Genomic DNA, 21122 nt, shown 5'->3' on the forward strand with positions numbered 1-21122 from the left:
GCCAGTATCACTCTGTCTCTGCAGTTAATCCGGCTTCCCACAGCGAAGACCAGGTGAGAGGGATGCATGCTCCCGGGGAAGCCGGTGGTGAATCCCGCCGGAATGGAGAGCAATGAAAATCACGCGTAGTGCCCTTGGCCTGGTACTTGCTGCAGCGCTCATTGGAGTGGCCGGCTGCGGTTCAGGCGGCGAGCCGACCAGTGAGGCGCCGCCGGCCGAGACCAGTAGTGCGGCCGAGCCCACGGCAGAGGAGACAACCGCGGCTGCGGAGCCCAGCGAAGCGGCCTCGGAGGCGCCCAGCGGGGCAGCTTCGGAGGAGCCCACGGAAGAGGCTCCGGCCGAGGAAATCGTCATCACCATCCGAAATTTCGAGTATGAGATGCCCGACTCCGTGCCCGCGGGGGCGGAGATCACGGTGGTCAACGAGGACACCGCACCCCACACGGTGACCACCACGGAGACCGAGGACTTCGACGCCATTGTGCAGGGCGGGGAGACCGTAACCTTCACCGCGCCGTCCGAACCGGGGGAGTACCCCTTCATTTGCACGTACCACCCCAACATGACGGGGACGCTGGTGGTGAGCAGCGATGGCTAATGCGGCAACGCACGGGCGCGTTGCCCGCGGGCGCGGACGCTCGGCTCCGCTGCTGATGGTGATCCGCGTGCTCATTGCACTGGGGTTGGCTGTCGACGCCTACGTGCACTTCATCCTTGCTCCCCAGTACCAGCAGGCTTACCCCGACGGCATGGGCGGGGGGACTCTTTTCCGCATCCAAGCCGTGGCGGCCATCCTTGCAGGGCTCTACGTGCTGATCCGCGGAAGCCGCCTGTCCTACGCCATCGCTGCGCTGGTTGCGCTTTCGGCCTTCGCCGCCGTAGTGCTGTCCGTCTATATCCAGCTCCCACAAGTGGGCCCGATTCCGGCCATGTATGAACCGCTGTGGTTCTTCGAGAAAACGCTGAGCGCCGTTGCCGAAGGTATAGCGGGAGTTCTCGCCGTCGTCGGCTTCTTCCTGGTTCCGCGGAAGGACACTGCACTGCGCTAGCGTGTGAACGGTGCCCCAGGAACCGTTCAACCTCCGAAAGATTGCCGTTGGCGCATACGGCCCGTCACTCTTGTACGGCGCGGCAACGGGGTCCATCATCCCGGTCATCGTGCTCTCTGCCACTGAGCTCGGCGCCGATGTGGCGACGGCGGCGCTCATCCTCACGCTCACCGGCATCGGATCGCTGGTCACCAACGTACCTGCGACGCTGATCACCTCCCGGTTTGGGGAGCGGTGGGCGCTGGTAGCGGCGTCGCTCTGGTGCTCGGCGGCGATGATCCTTGCGCTGTCGGCGCCTAACCTCGCGGTATTCGCGGCTGCGATCTTCATGGTCGGTATGGCAGGGGCGGTGTTCGGCCTCGCCCGCCAGAGCTACCTCACTGAGGCGGTGCCCGTTCACTTCCGGGCGCGCGCTCTCTCGACCCTCGGTGGAGTGACCCGGATCGGCGTCTTTCTGGGGCCGTTCGCCGGCGCGCTTGCCATGAGTTTCCTGGGGCTCGACGGCGCCTATTGGGTGGGTGCCGGAGCTACCCTCGTTGCCGCTGTCCTCAGCTTTCAGGTTCCCGAGCTGGGTGGTCCGCGAGCGTCCCCCGGCCAGGGCACGGCGGCTGCGGCCGCGGCCCCGCCGACCCTCCGAGCCATCTTCCGAAGCCACGTCCGGGTCTTCGGCACCGTAGGCGTGGGAGTGCTGCTGATCGCCGCGGTACGGGCCACCAGGCAGGCCGTTCTGCCGCTCTGGGCCCAGGAGATAGGGCTTGACCCCGCAACGACATCGCTCATCTACGGTCTCTCCGGCGCCATCGACATGCTGATTTTCTACCCCGCGGGCAAGGTGATGGACCTTTACGGCAGGCGCTGGGTGGCGGTGCCCTGCATGCTGATCATGGGAGTGTCGCTGCTCCTCCTGCCGCTCACGCGGGACGCGCTGAGCCTGCTGGCCGTGGCGCTGCTCATCGGCTTTGGCAACGGGATCGGCTCCGGGATCGTCATGACACTCGGAGCTGACTTTTCACCGTCGCCCGGACGGCCGCAGTTCCTCGGGATCTGGCGTCTGCTGACGGATGTGGGGACCATGGCGGGCCCGGGAACCGTGTCTGCCGTGACGGCGGTCGCGTCCCTTGCGGGAGGGATTTGGACAACGGGCGCGCTGGGACTCGTGGGAGCGGTTGTCCTGTGGCTGTGGGTGCCGCCGAGAGAGCAGCGGGGGCGCCAGCGGTAGCGCGCCGCCGAAAAGGCCCGGCCGAGGCTCAGCTCGCGGCGCCCTGCAGGCGAGCCTGGGATCCGAACAGCCAGCACGCCGTCGCGCTCAGCGTGTAGCCCACCCCAACGATGAGCGAGAGGCCGGACCAAAAAAACAGCGGAACGCCGGCCGTGCCCGGAACAGGAGCAGGGCCGATTGCCTGAACATACACGTAGAGACCAAGGGATAGCGCCAGGCCCAGCAAGCCCGGGATCCAGCACAGAGCCAGCCAGGCCCGGGACGCACCCCAGAACCTTCCAAATCCCTCCCACACGTTCCAGCGGTTTCCGGAGCGCAGGATCAGGAGCCCGCCGATGAGCGTCCAGGCTCCAACCACCAGGTACGCGGCCACGACGTCGGCCGGCCGGTGCCACAGATTGATGAACGTCGCGGCCCCCGCCAGAACGGAGTAGGTGCCGCCGGCGGCCGCCGCGAGCGGGCGCCAGCGGGGGGATACAACGAGGAAGATCGCCGCAGCGGCGGAGGCAGCCAGCGTTGTATGCCCGGACGGAAGCGAGTTGAAATCGAGCGTGGGCACGCCGCGATCGGGCCGGTCAAAGAGGACGTTCTTGAGGATCTGTGTTGTGAGATTGGCGCCGATGATGGTGCCGAGCGCTATTCCGGCAGCCGCCCACCGCCGTCGTCCGAGTGTCACAAACAGAATCACCGCTGCGGCGATGAACACCGAAATCAGAGGCAGGCTGTCGAGGAACCGAAGAAAGGGGCCCTGGGTATCGGGTGCAGCTATGCCCGCTTCCGCCCACGCGGACTCGTCTGCAAACTGCCCAGTGGTGGTGCGGACAAACGCCCAGTAGGTCCACCCCAGAGCGACAAAGCACCCAAGCGCGCCGAGGACAAACAGCACGGGGTGCCGTGCGGCCGTGGAGAAGCGGCGTGCCGTTCTCGAGTGTTGGGTGCTCACCTGTTTAACACTGACACAGCGTCGCGTTGGTTCCGGAATCGGGCGGGTCTGTCCCGTTCCCCACGCAGGTCCGCCTGCACCCCGGGAGGGTGCAGGCGGACCTGCGTGGTGGAGCCGCGGCTACCGCGTGGTGACAGGTACGGTGATGGATCCGCCGGCCGAGGAGGTGATGGTGATGGTCGTCGTCGCGGGGGCGGTTGAGTTCCGCGTGCGGATGGTCCAGCTGCCGTCAGCTGCAACGGTTGCCGTACCAATCACCGACCGGGCGAGATTCGTGCTCCGCGCAGTGATCGTATTACCGGCGGTGATGGTCGCCGTCCCGGTGATTCGCCATTCACGGCGGTCGGAGCGGAACTGCGCCGATGCCGTGAGCTGGTCGGCCGGGGTGACGGTTGCCGAAGCGCCCGTGCCGAAGCTCGCCGGTGCACTGTTGCCTGCCGCGCTGGTTGCGACAAGTTTCAGCGAGTACGCCGTACCGTTGGTGAGCCCGTTCAGAACTGCAGTGCGGGCTGCGGCGTCTGTTGTCACTGTCACCGGCGTTCCCGTTGCCGGAGTGGCGGTCAGGATGTAGCCCGTGACCGGCGTGTTCGCGGCAACTGCCGCCTGCCATTCGACCGTAGCGCTTTGGTTGCCCACAGTGGTACGCACGACCCTCGGTGCAGCGGGCGCCTGGAGGGTGGCCTGCACGGGAGTGAAGGCTGTCGGCGTTGCAGACGTGTCACCTGCGGCGCTCAGCGCGGTGACGACAATACCGTACGCCGTGCCGGGCGTGAGTCCTTCAAGCCGCGCGGAGGTTGCGCCGCTTGCGGCCGTGACGGTCTTTGCGACACCGGCACTGGTGGTCGCATCGATGCGGTATCCCGTCACTGCGGCGCCGTTGGCGGTTGCAGCTGTCCACGTGACATCCGCCGATCCGGCCAGGGTGCCGTCCTTTACTGCCACGCTGCCCGGAGCCGTTGGTGCAGTGGCTTCGGAGACTGCTGTCGCAGAAACGGTGACGTTGCCGCCGGAGGCAGGCGTGCTCGCCTGACCGTTGAGTGCAACGACGCTGACCGGGTAGACCTGTCCGCCCACCAGGCCCTGAATGGTGGCCGTGGTGGCGGTGGATCCAACCTTGATGCTTACCTCCTGGCCAAGCACGGTATCCGCCGCTATCACCTGGTAGCCGGTGATAGCCGGTGCATCCGCGGGAACGGTTGCTGGTGCCCAGGTCGCCGTGAGGGTGCCGTTGCCGGACGCCTTCGCGAAAACCTCGGTGGGCTGGTTGGGGGCCTGCCCTGCCGGACCGGCGGGGCAGCCACCGAAGCCCGGGCCGTCGATCTCCTTGAATTCGGAGATGGTCAGGCCAAGCTGAGCCTCGACAGTTGCCGGCTCGGCCTGCCAGCTCGCGACCGACGGATCGCCCGCGAATGCTGCGTCCTGTTCCGCCTTCGAGAAGAACCCGTACGTGACGGTGAACTCACCGTTCGCGGCCGTACCATCCACGGTGTAGCCCGTTGGTACCTCATCGTCCGGCCAGCCGATTGCCCGTTCGCCGATCCCCATGTCCCGCATGTCCGGATTGACGATCTCCACACCCATGCGTGCAGTGTCCACATCGGTGCCGTAGGTACCCTTGACGACAACCCTGCCCTCGACGTCTCCTGCGATATCGGTGGCCGGAAGGTCCTCCCTCGTCACGGAGGTGATGACGGCGGTTCCGGCGTTGGCGCCGTCTCCACTGCCATCTGCGAACTCAACGCTGACCACATCCTTGCCGGTGATGTTGGGGGTGACCACGTCCCAGCAGACGCCGCCGGGGTGGTTCACCTCGAGGAAGCCGGTTGCGTCGACCACCCCGTGGGCAATGCCGATCAGGTTCCCGTCGCGGGTGACCTTGATGGTGGCATCCTGGCCTGCCTGGGCGGTGTAGCCCTCAATGGCCACCATGTCCCGCTTGGTGAAGATTTCAACGTTGCCGGGACCTACCGGCGGGTTGGCTGCCATGACGACGGACGCTCCGCCGGCCAGAAGGGCCAAAGTGGTGGTTCCGGCAAGCAGGGGAAGGGTGCGCCTGCGTGAACGTGGCGCTTTCGCGGATGGAACGGACGCAACGGGACTTCGTGAATTCATCACGCATCCTTTCGTGACGGAGCGGACGGGCCCCGAGGATGATGCGCAGGACGGTCGCCTGCTGAAGAAACAATCGCGGATGGAACTTGGGAATAACTTGGCCACTCGTTATCACTACGCTGGTGGCATGAAGCAACCGACTGTCGAGGAACTGCTGGCGTCGGCGTGCGTCGTCTCCGTGCCGATGCGCGTCCGCTTCCGCGGACTGACCCATCGCGAGGCGCTGATCCTGCAGGGACCGGCCGGCTGGGGCGAATTCTCACCCTTTCCCGAGTACGACGACGACGAGTCGGCTACGTGGCTCCGCGCCGCAGTGGAAGCCGCCTGGCACGGATTCCCGACGCCGGTGCGCAGCCGTGTACCGGTGAACGCGACCGTGCCTGCGGTGCAGGCGTCCGGCGTCGAACCTGTCCTGGCGCGGTTCGGCGCCGTGAGCGCGGTCAAGATCAAGGTGGCGGAACGCGGGCAGTCCCTTTCCGATGACGTCGCGCGCGTGGAGGAGGTGCGCCGCCTCCTCCCGGAGGCGAACCTGCGCATCGATGCCAATGGCGGCTGGAGCACGGCCGAGGCACTGACCGCGCTGGAGGCTCTTGTTCCCTACTCGCTGGAGTACGCCGAGCAGCCCGTGATGGACACCGCAGATCTGCGCGCCGTGCGGCTGGAAGTGCAGCGGCGTGGACTCCCGGTGCTCATCGCCGCTGATGAAAGCGTCCGGAAAGCCGAAGACCCACTGCGCGTCGCCCGGGAGGACGCGGCGGATCTGATCGTTGTGAAGGTCGCGCCGCTCGGAGGCGTGCGGAGGGCCCTGGACATCGTGGCGCAGGCGGGACTTCCCGCCGTCGTCAGTTCCGCACTGGACACTTCGGTGGGGATTCGAGCCGGAGTGGCCCTGGCCGCGTCATTGCCGCAGCTGCCGTACGCCTGCGGGCTGGCAACGCTGTCGCTGATGGACGGCGACGTATCGCCTGAGCCGCTACTGCCCGACGGCGGCTGGTTGCCGGTGCGGCCGCTCACCGTTACGGAAGAGCTTCTTGATCGTCATGAGGCTCCGCGGGACCGCGCGAACTGGTGGCTCGAGCGGCTGAAGCGGGTGTCCGGGAAGCTGTAGGGATCCGACAATGCGTGACGGCCGGTATTCGCCGGTCGTTGGGTTGGCGTTCACCGAAGGACCCTCCAAAGGTTCATTTTCCTTGTCAGGGTGGGACGGACCCCACATCTGTACACCGGAAGGTTCCTCTAGTGAGCGACACCAAGCGCCGTCTCCTGCCCATGCTCGGCCACACCAACGGCAAGCGCAGCGCCGTCACCTGCGCGCTGAAGTGCGACAACGCCTGCGCGTCGGCCGTCTGCAACACCAGCAGCAACAACTACTTCCGCGACATCGTCTCCAACGAGCTCTCCCGCCGCAGCGTCATGGGCGCAGGAGCCGTGGGCGCCCTCACCATGCTCATCGGCGCCAACGCACCGCAGCTGGCGCCGGACGGAACCGGCATTGCACCTGCCGTAGCGATGGAGCGCCACGGTGGAAAGGGGAAGCTGAAGTTCACGCCGATCGACCCGGTGGACGCGCTCGTTGACGACTTCACTGTTCCCGAAGGTTTCGCCTGGCGTCCGGTGATCCGCTGGGGCGACCCGCTGTTCCGTGGTGCTCCGGCGTTCGACGCCAACAACCAGAGCGCCGCCGCGCAAGCGCAGCAGTTCGGTTACAACTGCGACTACACCGACATCGTCGAGATTCCCGGCAGCAAAGGCCGCCGCGCCGTCCTGTTTGCCAACCACGAATACACCAACGAGAGCATCATGTTCCCGCCGGAACTTCCCGACGGCGAAGTACGGGCCATTGCCCGCGCGGCTCACGGGCTCTCCGTCGTCGAGCTTGAGCGGAAGAACAAGAACGCGCCGTGGAGCTACATTGTGGGCGCGGGCCTCAACCGCCGCTACCTCCTGGATACCCCGTACGAGTTGACGGGCCCAGCGGCCGGATCCGAGTTCGTGAAGACCATCGATGACCCTGCAGGACGCACCATTCTCGGTACGCTTGGCAACTGCGCCGGCGGCACCACGCCGTGGGGCACCATCCTCTCCGGCGAGGAAAACTTCAACGGCTACTTCGTCACCCCGGGTACGTCCGACGCCGACCGCCGCTACGGTCTCACATCCCGGCCCACCGGGCGCGCGTGGGAAACCGATGAGCCCCGTTTCGACACCCGCAACGCCGGCTACGCCAACGAAGCGAACCGGTTCGGCTACATCGTGGAGGTCGATCCATTCGATCCCAACTCCACACCGAAGAAGCACTCCATGCTGGGCCGCTTCAAGCACGAGGGTGCAAACGTCATTGTTGCCGGCGACGGCCGCGTGGTTGCCTATTCAGGCGACGATGAGCGCTTCGACTACCTCTACAAGTTCGTTTCGAAGAACACCGTCCGCACGGGAAACAGCGCCGAGTACCGCAGGGCAAACATGGAGCTGCTCTCCGAGGGTTCGCTGTATGTGGCCCGCTTCCAGGGCAACTCGGTTCCGGAAATCGACGGCACCGGTGCGCTTCCCTCCGATGGTGCATTTGACGGCGTCGGCGAGTGGCTGCCGCTGATCATTGACAACGAGTCCGCCGTTCCGGGTATGAGCGCCGCTGAGGTTGCGGTTTTCACCCGCCTGGCAGCGGACAAGGTGGGACCCACAAAGATGGACCGCGCCGAAGACGTGGAGCCCAACCCGGCAACCGGCAAGGTGTACGTCGCGTGCACCAACAACACCAACCGCGGCGTACCGGGCCAGGCTCCGGTGGACGAGGCAAGCCCCCGCACCCGCAACCGTGACGGGCACATCGTCGAACTCACTGAAAACGGCGGCGACCAGACCTCCACACGGTTCACCTGGAACCTGCTGATGGTTTGCGGTGATCCCGCCACCAACTCGAGCACCTACTTCAGCGGCTACCCGACGGACAAGGTGTCCCCGATCTCCTGCCCGGACAACCTGGCGTTCGACACTGCCGGCAACCTGTGGATTTCCACCGACGGTCAGCCGGGCACCATCGGCTACTGTGACGGACTCTTCCGGGTGGGCCTCGAGGGCAGCGAACGCGGCCGGGTGGACCAGTTCCTCGCGGTTCCGCGCGACGGCGAGACCTGCGGACCGATCATCCACGACGATGAGCGCAACGTCTTCGTTGCCGTTCAGCACCCGGGAGAGGACGGTGCCTGGGGCGCCCAGAACTCCCTGTTCCCCGACTACGTCGAGGGAGGCACTGCTCCGAAGCGCGGCGAAGGCGCCCTGCCGCGCCCGTCGGTCATTCAGGTCTTCCCGGCTGAGCGCGCAGGCAAGGGCGATGACAAGCCTGGCCGCGGACACGGCAAGGGGAAGCCGCGGACGGACGACAACCGCGGGGGCCGCGACGCCAAGTAGCGCCACAACTCTTCGGAACTTTTGTGCAGGTCCGGTGGGTCGACCGGTCGTCGACCCACCGGATCTGCGCAAAAGTTCCCTGAGGTGGTGCGTAGGGATGTGAGGATGGGGGAGTGGACTCCATCGAATCAGCCCGCCGCGTGACTGCAGCCCTCGCTGCCGCCGGAATCACCGACGTCGTTCTCGCTCCCGGATCGCGCAGCGCACCTCTGGCCTACGCGCTCGCCGAGGCAGAGGAGCGCGGGGAGCTCCGCATCCACGTGCGCATTGATGAACGGGTGGGTGCCTTCACCGCGCTGGGCCTCGCGCTCGGTGCGCAGCGGCCGGCTGCCGTCGTCACCACCTCCGGAACCGCTGTGGGGGAACTGCTTCCGGCGGTCATGGAAGCCAATCATGCCGCTGTACCCCTTGTGGTTCTCTCCGCTGACCGGCCGGAGGAGTTGCGCGGAACCGGCGCCAACCAGACCACCCGGCAGCCGGGACTGTTCGGTGTCCACGTGCGCGCCGCCGTGGACGTCCCCGCCGGAACCGATCCTGCCCCCTACCTCGCCCGGGCGCTCGCCGAAGCGCGCGGAGCCAGCGGTCCGGCCGGTCCGGTGCACGTGAACCTGGCCTTCCGGGACCCGCTGGTGCCGAGGATTGACGGCGCCGCGGGCTCGGCCGGCGCGGCGCCCAACGAGGCGGGAACGGAGCCCGGATCGGCCACAACAACAAGCACAGTCACAGCAGCAGAAATAACAACTGCATCAACAAGGACGACGACGACGCCTGCACCTTCCGGTGACCACAACGGCGCGCGCACCGTTGTGGTCGCCGGGCACAGTGCGGGGGAGCTGGCGGCGGTGTTCGCGCAGCATCTGGGCCTGCCGCTGCTGGCGGAGCCCTCGTCGAACGCCCGGTTCGGTTCGTCGGTGATCGGCGCGTACCGGCTGCTTCTTGAGCGGTTCGGCCCACGGATCGAGCGGGCTGTTGTCTTTGGCCGGCCCACCCTGTCCCGGCCGGTCGCGGCGCTGCTGGCCAGGACAGACGTGGAACGTGCACTGTATCTGCCGGAGCCGCAGGCGTGGTTCGAGGAGGGCAGGCGCCCCGAACGGCTGATCAGCACAATCGATGAGCTGCTGTCCTTCGCCGGTCGCGGCGCAGACGGCTGGCTCAGCGAATGGCGGAAAGCCGGGGCCCGCGCCGAGGCCGCTCTGCAACTGCATCTCGCGGACGAGCCGGTCCTGTCGGGACTGCACGTGGCGGATGCAGTGTGGGAGAACACGACGGACAACCTCGTGCTCGGGTCCTCCAACCCCATTCGCGATGTGGACCTGATGGCCACGGGTGACTGGCACCCGCTTGAGGTGTACGCCAACCGGGGTCTCGCCGGGATCGACGGCAGCATCTCTACTGCAGCCGGAATCGCGCTCGCAGCCGGAATCCCGACCCGACTGCTTGTCGGTGACCTGACCTTCCTCCATGACGCCGGCGGCCTTCTGCTGGGGACGGGCGAAGAGGAACCGGACCTGCAGGTGGTAGTGCTCAATGATTCAGGCGGCGGCATCTTCGGGCTGCTTGAGCATGGGAACCCGGCAACGCTGGAGCGCTATGGATCCGCCGTCGAACGCTTGTTCGGCACGCCGCACTCCGCGAACCTCGCCGCTCTGGCGGAGGGGTACGGCGTGCCGCATCGTCTGATCAGCACAGTCGACGAGCTGGACGCAGCGCTGGAGGAACCGATCAGCGGCCGGTCGGTCCTGGAGGTGCGGACCGACCGCGCCGCGCTGCGTGCCATGCACGCGCGGGTGAAGCAGGCGGTGCTGGACGCCGTCGGGCGCTGACTCCAGATCAGCCCCATCCAGCGGAGCAGGGCGCCGAACCTGCCCCGCTCAACGGAACAGTCGGTAGCTTTGCCAGCCGTGGCCGATGGTCGCGGCAGCTCCCCACCGGTTGCCCGGCATCGGGTAGTACCTCAGCTCGCCGGTCGTCGTAGAGCGCGCACGAAGCCCATACGAACCGGGGCCCTGGAAACCGGAGATGGCTTTCAGGCTGTCCATCGTTGACCAGCCGTTCCCGATCACGCGCCGGGTTTCTGCGACGAACGCACCGGCTCCTGTGGAACGGTACAGCGCGAGCTGTCCGTCGGCCCGGATGGCGAGGATGTCCTGGTTGCCGTCGCGGTCCCAGTCGGCCTGAGTCAGGCGCAGGTCCTGCCAGCCGTGGCCTATCCTGGCGGGCGCTGACAAACCGGCGCCGGCGGTGTTCGCGTAGTGCCACAGCACGCCTGCACCGTCCTTCGCCACCACGGAGGGGAACCGGCTGCCGCGGAGCCAGACTCCCACGGTGATGTCGTAACTTCCCCAACCTTGACCTATGCTGATTGGCGCCTGGAATCCGCCGCCGAACTGACCGCGGTACAGGGTCAACCGGCCGTCATTCCATTGCGCGAGGATGTCCTGAAGCCCGTCTGCATTCCAGTCGGTGCTGAAGCCCGCCTTGAGCGTGGACCACCCGGCGCCGAGCCGCGCACGCGGACGAAACCCGTTGAGGAAGTTTGACGGATATGTCCACGACGTTCCTGTCGAGTCGACTGCCACCACGTCGGAGGAGTGCTTGATGGGCGGGTTGGAGCCGTTGTAGTAGTGCTCCATGGTGGGGATGCCTCGGGTCCGCATCTCGGTGGCCACGGACCGGCCGACATAGCGCAGGTGCCACGGCTCGAAGGTGTAGCCGGTGGTGGGCTGGTACCCGTCCGGGTAGCGGATGATGAACCCGTAGCGGTGGGCGTTCGCTGCCACCCAGCGGCCGCCGGCTGTGGTGGCGAAGCAGGCGTTGAGGCCGCATGAGCCGCTGAGGTTTCCGACGTCGACAGCCAGCCCGGTCTGGTGCTCGCTGTGGCCGGGACGGGCGGAAATGGTGTCCGCGACCGCCTGTCCGTACTGGGCCACGTACGAGTTGTACAGCGCAGCCTGCTGGTCGTAGGAGCGGTACGCGCTGACCACGGCAAGCGGGGCGCCGGCGCTCCTGGCACCCGCGAAGAGGTTCTGCAGATTCGCCGACACTTCACGCCGGAGCACATAGTTGGTCCCGGGGAAGAACACGAGATCCGGCGCAATGTACCGGAGGGGATTGAGCGGCCGGGACTTGGTCACCAGCACCTGGATGTTGCCGGGGTCATTCACCGGGAGTGCGGCAACGGCCGGCGGTGCGGTAAGCAGCCCGGTGAGCAGCGCGAAACAAACAACGACGACGGCGGCGAACCGCGCTCTCAGGCGCGGCCGTCCGACCGTGGGAAGCTCGGACATGGGATTCCTGGGGTAGGGGAGACCAGGCGGGTCGGTGCGTATATTTTTGCACGCACCAACCCGTTTGGAAACGGCACTCAAATCACAATTAGAGAACCTTCGAGAGGAAGCTCTGCGTGCGCTCGTGCTGCGGGTTGCCGAGGACATCGTCCGGCTTGCCCTGCTCCACCACAATCCCGCCGTCCATGAAGACAACGCGGTCGCCGACCTCGCGAGCGAACCCCATTTCATGGGTCACTACCATCATGGTCATGCCGTCACGCGCAAGCTGCTTCATGACATCGAGAACGTCCCCGACCAGCTCCGGGTCGAGTGCGCTGGTCGGTTCATCGAAGAGCATCATGTCCGGGTCCATCGAAAGCGCCCGGGCGATGGCGACGCGCTGCTGCTGGCCGCCGGAAAGCTGGGCCGGGAACGCATCAACCTTGTCCGCCAGGCCCACCTTGTCCAGGTTGCGGCGGGCGATTTCCTCAGCTTCCGCCTTGCCCCGCTTCTTCGCGCGGATCTGGGCGAGCGTCAGGTTCCGCAGGACCGTGAGGTGGGGAAACAGGTTGAACTGCTGGAACACCATGCCAATGCGGGTACGCACCTTGTCCAGGTCAGTGTCCTCATCGGTGATGTCGACGCCCTCAACGATGATGGTTCCCGAGGTGGGCTCTTCCAACCGGTTGACGCAGCGCAGCAATGTGGATTTGCCCGATCCGGACGGGCCGATGACGCAGACCACCTCGCCCTGATCAACGTGAAAGTCGATGCCCTTGAGCACCTCGTTGTCCCCGAAGGACTTGCACAGCTTGCGTACTTCAATGGCGGGTACGCCCGTCGTTTGCAGTTCGGCCATGACCTACCGCCCTCTCTTGTTATGGCGTTCCAGTTTGGCAACCAGCTGGGTCAGCGGGAGGGTGATGATCAGGTACAACAGCGCGGCAAGAACGAGAGGCGTCGAGTTTGCCTGCGAAGACACTGTGTCGCGGGCGAAAGTGGTCAGTTCCCTGTCACCGAGCGCCATGCCGGCGATGAACAGCAGCGAGGTGTCCTTGATCAGAATGACCAACTCGTTGGTCAGCGGGGGAGTGATAATGCGGAATGCCTGCGGCAGCACCACGGACACCAGTGTCCACGAGGGCCGCATACCGAGTGAACGGGCCGCTTCAACCTGACCTTTGGGCACAGCCTCGATGCCCGCGCGGATTGTTTCAGCGATGTAGGCCGAGGAGACAACGATCAACGCAATCAAACCGGCGCCGGTCGAACCTCCCGGCGGACGCCACTCGAAGGCGATCGGCACGGCGAACGCGAAACCGAAGATGACGAGGAGCGCCGGGAGGCCCCGGAAAAGTTCGATGTAGGCAGTGGCAACCCAGCGGTAGGGACCCACCGGAGAAAGCTTCATCAGCGCCAGGATCAGGCCGCCGATCATTCCACCGATGAAGGCAATGACCGTGTAGACGACGGTGTTTTTCGCGGCCTCGGTGACGACCGTGGGAAAGGCTTCAGCCGCAACATCGAGGTTGAAGAAGTTGGTGCGGATTGCTTCCCAGTCGGCAACGAAGATGACGGCAGCGACGGCAAGGATGAAAATTGCGTACAGGACTCCGCGGAACAAGCGTTTGCGGGTAGATGGTCTCACGTGTTTTACCTATCTTTCAGGAGGTGAACACGGCTGCGGCAGTCCCAGAATCTGGAACTGCCGCAAATCCGTGGAAGCTTACTGCTCCTCGAAGTAGGTGTTGTAGATTTCGTCGTAGGTGCCGTTGTCACGCAGCTCCGCGAGCTCGGTGTTCACAGCCTCGACGAGCGCTTCGCTGCCCTCCTTGGGGAATGCGAAACCGTACTGCTCATCAGTCTCGAACTCCGCAGCGATGGTGTACTCGCCTTCCTGCGTGTGGTTCAGGTTCACCGGCAGGTCCTGGAGGATCGCGGCAACGTTGCCGGCCTGCAGCGCCGCGTAAAGCTCGGCGTCGCTCGGGAAGGCCACTACCTCGGTGTCCGCAGGAACATTGTCGCGGGCGTACTGCTCGCCCGTGGTGCCCTGCTGGACGCCCACGGATTTGCCGGCGAGGTCTTCAAGAGTGGCGACGTCAGAGTCAGCAGGAACCAGCAGCGACTGCAGGGAGTCGTAGTACGGGTCGGCGAAGGTCAGATTCTCTTCCCGATCAGGAGTGATGGTCATGGCGCTGGCACCGACGTCGCACTGCCCTGCGGCAAGCACGGCACCGGACTGCAGGCCGTCAAAGCCGACATCCTGCACAGAGAGCTCAAGGTCAAGGCCCGTGGCGATCTCACGCATCAGGTCCATATCGAACCCGACATACTCACCGTTTTCCTCGTACTCGAACGGCTCGTAGGGGATGTCGGAGCAGACGGTCAGGGTACCGGGAGAGACGAGGTTCAGTTCGGAACCACCTGCTGCCTCGCCGCCCTCTTCGGACTCGGAACCGCCGCCACACGCGGTTAGTGCCAGGGTGCCGATTGCCATAACGGCGAGCGACTTGGAAATCTTGGAAAACATGCAGTACCTCAGCTCGGGACGGAGTAAAGAACGGAGTAAAGAAACGTCATGGACGATTCTAGCTGTATAGAGATGTGCATCACAGGCTACAGGTATTGCCTATTGGTAACCAACAGGCAGAATCGATCTGATTCAGGACCGTAATGGTGCCCGCAGGCCCAGCGCCTCGATCATCGGCCGGAACTTGCTCCACGTTTCCGCCAGCTCAGCGACCGGCTGGGAAGCCTCGACAATGCCGCACCCGGCGTACATCCGGACCCGCGTCGGGGTCTCGACGACGGCGCCCCGCAGGGCGATGCCCCACTCACCGTTTCCTGTCGCATCCATCCAGCCCACCGGCCCGGCATACGGTCCGCGTTCCAAATGTTCCAGCTCGCGAATCAGTTCGCCCGCCACCGTAGTGGGCGTCCCGCACACGGCGGCGGTGGGGTGGAGCGCCTCCACCAGAGCCAACGACGACGGCACGTTGCCCTCGCTGTCCACCGCGAGCTCCGCACTTACATCGGACGCCAGGTGCCACACGTTGGGAAGTTCAAGGACAAACGGTTCGCTGTGCGAGGTCATGGTCCGGGTGAAGGGCTCCAACTGCCGTGTAAGGGAGTCGATCGCAATCTCATGCTCGTGCTGCTGCTTCTCGGAACCGGCCAGAACCCGGTTCGCGTATCCGCTGTCACCGGCGGGGGCGGTTGAGCGGTCGAGGGTTCCTGCCAGCACCCGGGCGCGGGCTGTCTGGTCCTCGACCTTGATGAGCATCTCCGGCGTAGAGCCGATCAGCCCGTCCACCGAATACGTCCAGCAATCGGAGTACCGGACAGCGAGCTCGCGGAGCACCTGCGACGTCGAGATGGGCGATCCGAGTTCCGCGACGACATCGCGTGCCAGCACGAGCTTACTCAGCTCACCTTCCCTGATGTGCGCGACCCCGCGGCTGACGGCCGTCATCCATTGCTCTTCGGTCAGGATTCCCGGGGCAATCCGGTCTCCCGAACAGGGTTCGCGTTCGGGCTCCACCTCGTCGAGGTAGGCGGCGAGTTCCGCTTCGGCGGCTGAGGCACTCAGCTCTGCGCCGCCGTCGTCCGTGATGTAGGTGATCCAGCTCTTGCCTTCCCGGCTGCCGACAAGAACGCGCGGCACTATCAGGCGCGACAGGTGACGGGACGTCTTTGAAAAGGCGAACGAGCCGAACGCCACCAGCCCGCTGCCCGGCTGGGCGAGGGGGTCAACGACGTCAGCCGCCGCAACAACCTCGCGCCACCAGGCCTGAGCCTCAGCGAAGCGGCCGGGTCCGGAGGTGGTGAAGCGCGCCGTCTCCCCGAAGGCAACGATGCCTCCGCCGCGCCGGATCCAGGTGTGGACATCACTGCGGACCACGAAGTCCAGGAGGCCGGTGTCGAGCTGGAGGTCGCCCCGCTCAAAGGTGATGCTGCGGAGGGCCGGCGCCTGATTCAGCGGCGTCGCCACTGCGGCAGGGGACGGATTGCTCATGATGCTCTAGCGTACTCCCGAGCGGCAGCCCGCCCGTTCCGCGCGGATCGGGGCCGCATTTTTCGGCACTGACAATGTTTGAGACAATGACGGGGTGAATCGAGCATCGCTGGATAAGCGTCCTGACGAAGTTGCTGCCATGTTTGACGACGTGGCGCCCAAGTATGACGTCGTCAATGACGTGCTGTCGCTGGGGCAAACCCACCGGTGGCGGCGGATCGTTGTTGATGCCGTAGACGCCAACGCCGGCGACCGGGTGCTTGATCTTGCAGCCGGTACGGGCACGTCGAGTGAGCCTTACGCGGACGCCGGCGTGCACGTGGTCGCGTGTGATTTCTCACTTGGAATGCTGCGGGTGGGCAAGCGCCGCCGGCCGGATATCGACTTCATCGCCGGAGATGCCACGGATCTTCCGTTCGCGGACAACTCCTTTGACGCCTGCACGATCTCCTTCGGCCTGCGCAATGTGGACCGGCCCACCAGGGCGCTCCAGGAAATGCTCCGCGTCACCAAACCTGGGGGCCGCCTCGTCATCGCCGAGTTCTCCCAGCCGGTCGTTCCGCTGTGGCGCACCCTGTACACCGAATACCTGATGCGGGCCCTCCCGGCAATTGCCACCAAGGTCAGTTCCAACCCCGCCGCCTACGTCTACCTCGCCGAGTCCATCCGCGCCTGGCCCAACCAGGACGAGCTCGCAGGCTGGATCACGCAGAGCGGCTGGGAATCGGTCGCGTACCGCAACCTCAACGGCGGCATCGTCGCGGTGCACCGCGCCACCAAACCGGAGGGCACCATCACGACGACGGCGGCCGCCTCACAGACGCGCGGTCGGCGCCGCAGCAGCAGGGCTGCCAACTAGGTGTCAGTCCTCATCATCGGAGCGGGGCCTGCCGGGTCTACTGCCGCCTACTACCTGGCCGCCGCAGGGATCGAAACCACGGTTGTCGAGAAGACCTTCTTTCCCCGGGAGAAGGTATGCGGCGACGGCTTCACGCCGCGCGCCGTCCGGGAGATCCAGCTGCTTGGGTTGCCGCATGGCGAGGAGCTCGGCTGGCGACGGAACAAGGGCCTGCGGCTACTGGCCGGCGGCCGCACGGTGGAGCTCCCGTGGCCCGAACTGTCCGATTTCCCTTCCTACGGGCTCGTCCGCACGCGCCTCGGCTTCGATGAGCAGCTCGCCTCGCACGCCCTGTCCGCCGGAGCGCAGATTCTCGAGGGCCACTCCGTCACCGAAGCAGTACGGGATGAATCCGGGCGGGTGACCGGCGTCGTCGTCAATGTTCTGGGTCCCAACGGGCGCCGGACCGGCGAGCAAAAGACACTCAGCGCGGACGTCGTGCTGGCTGCGGACGGCAACTCGACGCGGACCGCCGTGAGTCTCGGCATGGCCAAGCGGGATGACCGGCCGCTCGGCGTCGCTGTACGGACGTACTTCACCAGCCCCCGGCATCAGGATCCGTGGATGGAGGGCTGGCTCGAGCTGCCTGACGCCTCCGGAAAGCCGCTGCCCGGATACGGCTGGGTGTTCGGTGTGGGCGACGGCACGTCGAATGTGGGTCTGGGGATTCTGAACTCCTCGGCGTCGTTCGGGAAGCTCGACTACAAGCAGGTGTTGCGTGACTGGACCGCCGGGATGCCCGCCGGGTGGGGGTTCACCGAGGAGAACCAGGTCGGCGAAATCCGCGGTGCGGCGTTGCCGATGGGGTTCAACCGCACTCCGCACTATTCACCGGGACTGTTGCTGCTGGGGGATGCCGGTGGCATGGTGTCGCCGTTCAACGGTGAGGGCATCTCCTATGCGATGGAGTCGGCCCGGTATGCGGCCGAGTTCATCGAGCGGTCGTTCACCGCTCCGCCGGGGCCTGGACGGGACACCGTGCTTGCCGGCTACGCGCCGTACATCCGGGACCAGTGGGGGAGCCACTTCACCCTGGGGCGGATCTTCGCGGGGCTCATCGGTAAACCGGCCATCCTTCGCCTCGCGTTGCGCACCGGCATGCCGATCCCGGTGCTGATGCGGTTCGTTGTGCGGATGCTGGCCAATCTGACTGACTCCTCACCGAAGGGCTTCGAGGATCGGCTGATCCATGTGCTCGAGAAGCTGGTCCCGTCAACCAGCAACCAGTAGTTTGCCCGAATCCGGGAAATTTTGCGCACGTCCGGTGGGTTCGACGGCCGTGGAACCCACCGAAACTGCACAAAACTTCCCGGGTTGTGCGCCTCATCCTCGCTGCGCTCGCATCGGGTCCCTCGCCCGATAGGCTTAGACCCATGACGGATTCCCCCCACACCAGCTGGACCCGCGCTGGCCATCCGCGTCCGCTCATCGACGAGCTGGACCCGAGTACCGGTGTGATTGCTACCGGGATGCGCCTGCCGGCGGGTTTCGCCCTGATCGCTGAGGACCCGGAGCTTGGTCCGGCGGTCTCGACGTGCCTGGCGAAGGTTGAGAAGCAGCTGCGGGAGGCGATCTCCAGTTCCGACCCGCTGGCCGATGCCACCTCCCGGCACCTGGTGGAAGCCGGCGGCAAGCGGATCCGTCCACTGTTGACGATCCTTGCCTCCCACCTCGGGGACGCAAGCAAGGCGGAGGTGGTGGTTGCCGCCGTCGTCGTCGAACTGACTCATCTGGCAACGCTCTATCACGACGACGTCATGGACTCCGCGCCCTACCGCCGCGGTGCGCCTACGGCCCACGAGGTGTGGGGCAATTCCGTAGCCATCCTGACGGGGGACCTGATCTTCGCCCGTGCGTCGATCCTTGTTTCGGAATTGGGATCGCGTGCGCTTGGCATCCAGGCGCGCACCTTTGAGCGGCTGTGCCTGGGCCAGTTGCATGAGACCGTCGGTCCGCGGGACGGCGAGGATCCGGTGGAGCACTACCTGTCGGTGATTGCGGACAAGACCGGTTCGCTGGTTGCTGCGTCCGGGCAGCTCGGCGCGATTTTCGCGGATGCACCGGCGTCCGCCGTGGATGTCATGGTGTCCTATGGAGAGAAGGTCGGAGTGGCGTTCCAGCTTGCTGACGACGTCATCGATGTCACCGGGCTGAAGGACAAATCGGGTAAATCCCCGGGTACCGATCTGCGCGAGGGCGTGCCCACGCTGCCGGTGCTGCTCCTGCGGCAGGCGGCGGCGTCCGGTGATGACTCCGCGCAGCGGGTGCTCGAGCTGGTCGACGGCGATCTGACGTCCGATGAAGCCCTGGCTGAAGCCGTGTCAGCTCTTCGCGGGCACTCCGCCACCCGGCAGGCGTGGGCTGTTGCGCAGCAGTGGGCGGAAGACGCGGTGACGGCGCTCGACCCGCTGCCTGACAGCATGGTCAAGACGGCCCTGGCGAGTTTTGCGCAGGCGGTCGTCAGCCGAGACGTCTGATTCCCGGACCGGATTCCCCACCTCCCGGCAGTGATGGGCTCACATAAGGGCGTGTCGGGACGCGACACGCCCTTATGGCTCGAGAACCTGGGGAAAGCGGACCGCCGAAGAGGAGCTAGAGGCTCAGCGCAGCGCGGAGCTCGCCAGCCTTGCGGGCCCGGATGGCGGGGTCCACGATAGGGCGCTTCGGCGTGAAGTAGAAGCCGTCGTCGTGCCAGCGGGGAAGCACGTGCTGGTGGTAGTGCCACACGTGCTGGCTTCCGGCCGGCTCGTTGTGCTGGCGGGTTGAAACGCCGTCAGGGTTCCACGCGCGCTTGATGGCGATGGACATGTCCCGGGTGACGGTCATGATGCGGCCGGCGACGTCGTCGGGCAGTTCATATAGCAGCTCATAGTGGGCGCGAGGTGTCACCAGGACGTGCCCGGGGTTCGGCTCGAAGCCGTGGGAGGCGATGAACGCCAGCACCAGATCATCCGAGTAGATCAGGTCCCCGGGCCTGCAGAGATTGGTCGGGAACCGAAACTCGCCGGACGCCAGATCGCAGAAGGGGCACTCATACCCCGCAGGAGCGTGCGTGGTCCAGGTCATTCTGCCTCGTCGTCGAACACCCAGTCGAACATGTCAAGCATAAACTCGCTAAACGTTCCTTCCTCGTTTTTCCAGGAAGCACGGGCGTTGTTACGCCGCCAGACAATCGGATCCGGAACGTTCAGCTGGTCTGCCTTGATGCCCCAGACAAACTTCTCATCCACGTCTTCCATGAAGAGCAGGAACCCGTCTTCGATCTCCAGCTCGTCCGGATCCCACACATAGTGGAACGCCTCCATGAGATCTTCGGAAGCACCGACCGCAAGGTAGAACTCGTGCACGGCCATCGGAAGCGGGAAATCCTGGCCTTCGCGCAGCTCCGCCAGCTCGTCTTCCGAAAGGCCGTCTTCCGGCACCCAGGGTTCCTCGAAATAGGCAGGTACGAGGGCGCGGAATTTATCCAGGAACAGCTCGGTCACAGTGGCTCCAGGTGGTGTCAGGGGGATGCCCTCATCCTATCCCGTGGACGGGGGGTCGGCGCGACGCGCGTCCTGGGCTGCGAGGGGTGCATGCCAGCCCGATCGCCACGCCATCACCCGCAGCGTGAACACCAACACAGCGACGACGATCCCCGTCACCACGTTGAACAGGCCCAGCTCTGCCAGCGCAACAGTGAGCGTTGCACCGAGGAAGGCCGGTAGGGCATACAGGTCACCGGTGAACAGCTGCGGCACCTCATTTGCGACGACGTCGCGCAGCAGCCCTCCGCCGACTGCGGTTGTCACTCCCAGCAGCACTGCCGCTACGGGATTGGTGCCCTCGTTGATGGCTTTGAGCGCACCGACGATGCAGAACAGGGCAAGGCCTCCTGCATCGAAGAGCACCAGCGGCCGGCTTGCCTTCTCAATCCCGGAATACAGGAAGTAGACGAGGCCAGTGGCAAGCAGCGGCGGCACCAGATAGAGGGGGTTGTAGAACGCTACGGGCTCGACGTCGATGATCAGGTCCCGTGCCACTCCTCCTCCCAACGAGGCGAGGGAAGCCAGCAGCAGCGAGCCGATCAGATCGAACCCCTTGCGCGCCGCCAGCAGAGCTCCGGACATGGCGAAGAAGAAGACGCCGAACAGGTCCAGGACCAGTGGCGCGTTCATGAGGTCTCTGCGTTACGGGACACAACTGTCAATAGTCGCAGGCGGGTGCTTC

The 21122-nt window shown here is 65.6% G+C and carries 19 protein-coding genes; 9 read left to right on the forward strand and 10 right to left on the reverse strand.

The features are described from left to right. Nucleotides 1-112 precede the first annotated feature (112 nt). From ASH00_RS16265 to ASH00_RS00785, 3 genes are read left to right on the forward strand one after another with little or no spacing between them, the layout of a single operon-like run. On the forward strand, nt 113-598 hold the full coding sequence (locus tag ASH00_RS16265) for a cupredoxin domain-containing protein (protein ID WP_082565812.1): 486 nt from the start codon (nt 113-115) through the stop codon (nt 596-598). After that, a complete protein-coding gene (locus tag ASH00_RS00780) occupies nt 591-1049 on the forward strand; it encodes a hypothetical protein (RefSeq protein WP_056543691.1) in 459 nt (152 codons plus the stop codon). Before ASH00_RS16265 ends, ASH00_RS00780 begins: the two co-directional genes overlap by 8 nt. Nucleotides 1050-1059: 10 nt before the next feature. Further along, complete coding sequence (locus ASH00_RS00785; RefSeq protein WP_056543695.1) at nt 1060-2268, forward strand: MFS transporter; 1209 nt, start codon at nt 1060-1062, stop codon at nt 2266-2268. 28 nt (nt 2269-2296) lie between these two features. Here the strand turns inward: ASH00_RS00785 and ASH00_RS00790 are convergent, their stop codons facing one another. Beyond that, nucleotides 2297-3211: a phosphatase PAP2 family protein gene (locus tag ASH00_RS00790; protein ID WP_056543698.1), complete on the reverse strand. Its 915-nt coding sequence runs from the start codon at nt 3209-3211 to the stop codon at nt 2297-2299. Between the two features lie 120 nt (nt 3212-3331). Then, nucleotides 3332-5323: a fibronectin type III domain-containing protein gene (locus ASH00_RS00795; protein ID WP_082565813.1), complete on the reverse strand. Its 1992-nt coding sequence runs from the start codon at nt 5321-5323 to the stop codon at nt 3332-3334. 127 nt (nt 5324-5450) lie between these two features. On the opposite strand from ASH00_RS00795, the gene ASH00_RS00800 reads away from it, so the two are divergent. From ASH00_RS00800 to menD, 3 genes are all read left to right on the forward strand, one after another. Then, the gene (locus ASH00_RS00800) at nt 5451-6431 is read left to right on the forward strand and encodes an o-succinylbenzoate synthase (protein ID WP_056546430.1); all 981 of its coding nucleotides are present in this window, start codon (nt 5451-5453) and stop codon (nt 6429-6431) included. Nucleotides 6432-6592: 161 nt separating this feature from the next. Then, the gene (locus tag ASH00_RS00805; RefSeq protein WP_442854339.1) at nt 6593-8731 is read left to right on the forward strand and encodes a PhoX family protein; all 2139 of its coding nucleotides are present in this window, start codon (nt 6593-6595) and stop codon (nt 8729-8731) included. 113 nt (nt 8732-8844) lie between these two features. Next, entirely contained in the window at nt 8845-10554 is a 1710-nt protein-coding gene (gene menD / locus ASH00_RS00810) for a 2-succinyl-5-enolpyruvyl-6-hydroxy-3-cyclohexene-1-carboxylic-acid synthase (RefSeq protein WP_056543707.1), read from the forward strand. Nucleotides 10555-10602: 48 nt separating this feature from the next. Here menD and ASH00_RS00815 read toward each other — a convergent pair whose 3' ends face one another. The 5 genes from ASH00_RS00815 to ASH00_RS00835 all read right to left on the reverse strand — a co-directional run bounded on the left by ASH00_RS00815 (nt 10603) and on the right by ASH00_RS00835 (nt 16015). Beyond that, nucleotides 10603-12018, reverse strand: coding sequence for a D-alanyl-D-alanine carboxypeptidase family protein (locus ASH00_RS00815; protein ID WP_235563100.1), 1416 nt, complete (start codon nt 12016-12018; stop codon nt 10603-10605). 88 nt (nt 12019-12106) lie between these two features. Then, nucleotides 12107-12859, reverse strand: a complete 753-nt coding sequence (locus tag ASH00_RS00820; RefSeq protein WP_056543710.1) for an amino acid ABC transporter ATP-binding protein — start codon at nt 12857-12859, stop codon at nt 12107-12109. Nucleotides 12860-12862: 3 nt separating this feature from the next. Continuing rightward, nucleotides 12863-13648, reverse strand: a complete 786-nt coding sequence (locus ASH00_RS00825) for an amino acid ABC transporter permease (protein ID WP_056543712.1) — start codon at nt 13646-13648, stop codon at nt 12863-12865. A gap of 78 nt (nt 13649-13726) precedes the next feature. Continuing rightward, nucleotides 13727-14530, reverse strand: a complete 804-nt coding sequence (locus tag ASH00_RS00830; protein WP_056543715.1) for a transporter substrate-binding domain-containing protein — start codon at nt 14528-14530, stop codon at nt 13727-13729. 132 nt (nt 14531-14662) lie between these two features. Next, complete coding sequence (locus ASH00_RS00835; RefSeq protein WP_082565814.1) at nt 14663-16015, reverse strand: isochorismate synthase; 1353 nt, start codon at nt 16013-16015, stop codon at nt 14663-14665. A 94-nt stretch (nt 16016-16109) separates the two neighbouring features. On the opposite strand from ASH00_RS00835, the gene ASH00_RS00840 reads away from it, so the two are divergent. From ASH00_RS00840 to ASH00_RS00850, 3 genes are all read left to right on the forward strand, one after another. Continuing rightward, nucleotides 16110-16874: a demethylmenaquinone methyltransferase gene (locus tag ASH00_RS00840; protein ID WP_056543718.1), complete on the forward strand. Its 765-nt coding sequence runs from the start codon at nt 16110-16112 to the stop codon at nt 16872-16874. Continuing rightward, nucleotides 16875-18143 carry a geranylgeranyl reductase family protein gene (locus tag ASH00_RS00845; RefSeq protein ID WP_056543723.1) on the forward strand — a complete coding sequence of 423 codons (1269 nt, stop codon included), beginning with the start codon at nt 16875-16877 and terminating at the stop codon, nt 18141-18143. A 143-nt stretch (nt 18144-18286) separates the two neighbouring features. After that, entirely contained in the window at nt 18287-19390 is a 1104-nt protein-coding gene (locus tag ASH00_RS00850; protein WP_056543726.1) for a polyprenyl synthetase family protein, read from the forward strand. A 115-nt stretch (nt 19391-19505) separates the two neighbouring features. Here the strand turns inward: ASH00_RS00850 and ASH00_RS00855 are convergent, their stop codons facing one another. The 3 genes from ASH00_RS00855 to ASH00_RS00865 are packed head-to-tail and all read right to left on the reverse strand — an operon-like array spanning nt 19506 to nt 21070. Next, complete coding sequence (locus tag ASH00_RS00855; protein ID WP_056543730.1) at nt 19506-19979, reverse strand: HIT family protein; 474 nt, start codon at nt 19977-19979, stop codon at nt 19506-19508. After that, nucleotides 19976-20398 carry a hypothetical protein gene (locus ASH00_RS00860; RefSeq protein WP_056543734.1) on the reverse strand — a complete coding sequence of 141 codons (423 nt, stop codon included), beginning with the start codon at nt 20396-20398 and terminating at the stop codon, nt 19976-19978. The genes ASH00_RS00855 and ASH00_RS00860 overlap by 4 nt, the downstream gene beginning before the upstream one ends. Nucleotides 20399-20434: 36 nt before the next feature. Beyond that, the gene (locus ASH00_RS00865; RefSeq protein WP_056543737.1) at nt 20435-21070 is read right to left on the reverse strand and encodes a trimeric intracellular cation channel family protein; all 636 of its coding nucleotides are present in this window, start codon (nt 21068-21070) and stop codon (nt 20435-20437) included. Nucleotides 21071-21122 lie beyond the last annotated feature (52 nt).

It is taken from the genome of Arthrobacter sp. Soil782, assembly GCF_001428435.1.
Taxonomy (GTDB): Bacteria; Actinomycetota; Actinomycetes; order Actinomycetales; family Micrococcaceae; genus Arthrobacter_D; species Arthrobacter_D parietis.

Coding starts and splice junctions, on each gene's coding strand:
- ASH00_RS16265 (WP_082565812.1), top strand. CDS start 113: ATGAAAATCACGCGTAGTGCCCTTGGCCTGGTACTTGCTGCAGCGCTC.
- ASH00_RS00780 (WP_056543691.1), top strand. CDS start 591: ATGGCTAATGCGGCAACGCACGGGCGCGTTGCCCGCGGGCGCGGACGC.
- ASH00_RS00795 (WP_082565813.1), bottom strand. CDS start 5,323: ATGAATTCACGAAGTCCCGTTGCGTCCGTTCCATCCGCGAAAGCGCCA.
- ASH00_RS00800 (WP_056546430.1), top strand. CDS start 5,451: ATGAAGCAACCGACTGTCGAGGAACTGCTGGCGTCGGCGTGCGTCGTC.
- ASH00_RS00805 (WP_442854339.1), top strand. CDS start 6,593: ATGCTCGGCCACACCAACGGCAAGCGCAGCGCCGTCACCTGCGCGCTG.
- ASH00_RS00815 (WP_235563100.1), bottom strand. CDS start 12,018: ATGTCCGAGCTTCCCACGGTCGGACGGCCGCGCCTGAGAGCGCGGTTC.
- ASH00_RS00820 (WP_056543710.1), bottom strand. CDS start 12,859: ATGGCCGAACTGCAAACGACGGGCGTACCCGCCATTGAAGTACGCAAG.
- ASH00_RS00830 (WP_056543715.1), bottom strand. CDS start 14,530: ATGTTTTCCAAGATTTCCAAGTCGCTCGCCGTTATGGCAATCGGCACC.
- ASH00_RS00835 (WP_082565814.1), bottom strand. CDS start 16,015: ATGAGCAATCCGTCCCCTGCCGCAGTGGCGACGCCGCTGAATCAGGCG.
- ASH00_RS00850 (WP_056543726.1), top strand. CDS start 18,287: ATGACGGATTCCCCCCACACCAGCTGGACCCGCGCTGGCCATCCGCGT.
- ASH00_RS00855 (WP_056543730.1), bottom strand. CDS start 19,979: ATGACCTGGACCACGCACGCTCCTGCGGGGTATGAGTGCCCCTTCTGC.
- ASH00_RS00865 (WP_056543737.1), bottom strand. CDS start 21,070: ATGAACGCGCCACTGGTCCTGGACCTGTTCGGCGTCTTCTTCTTCGCC.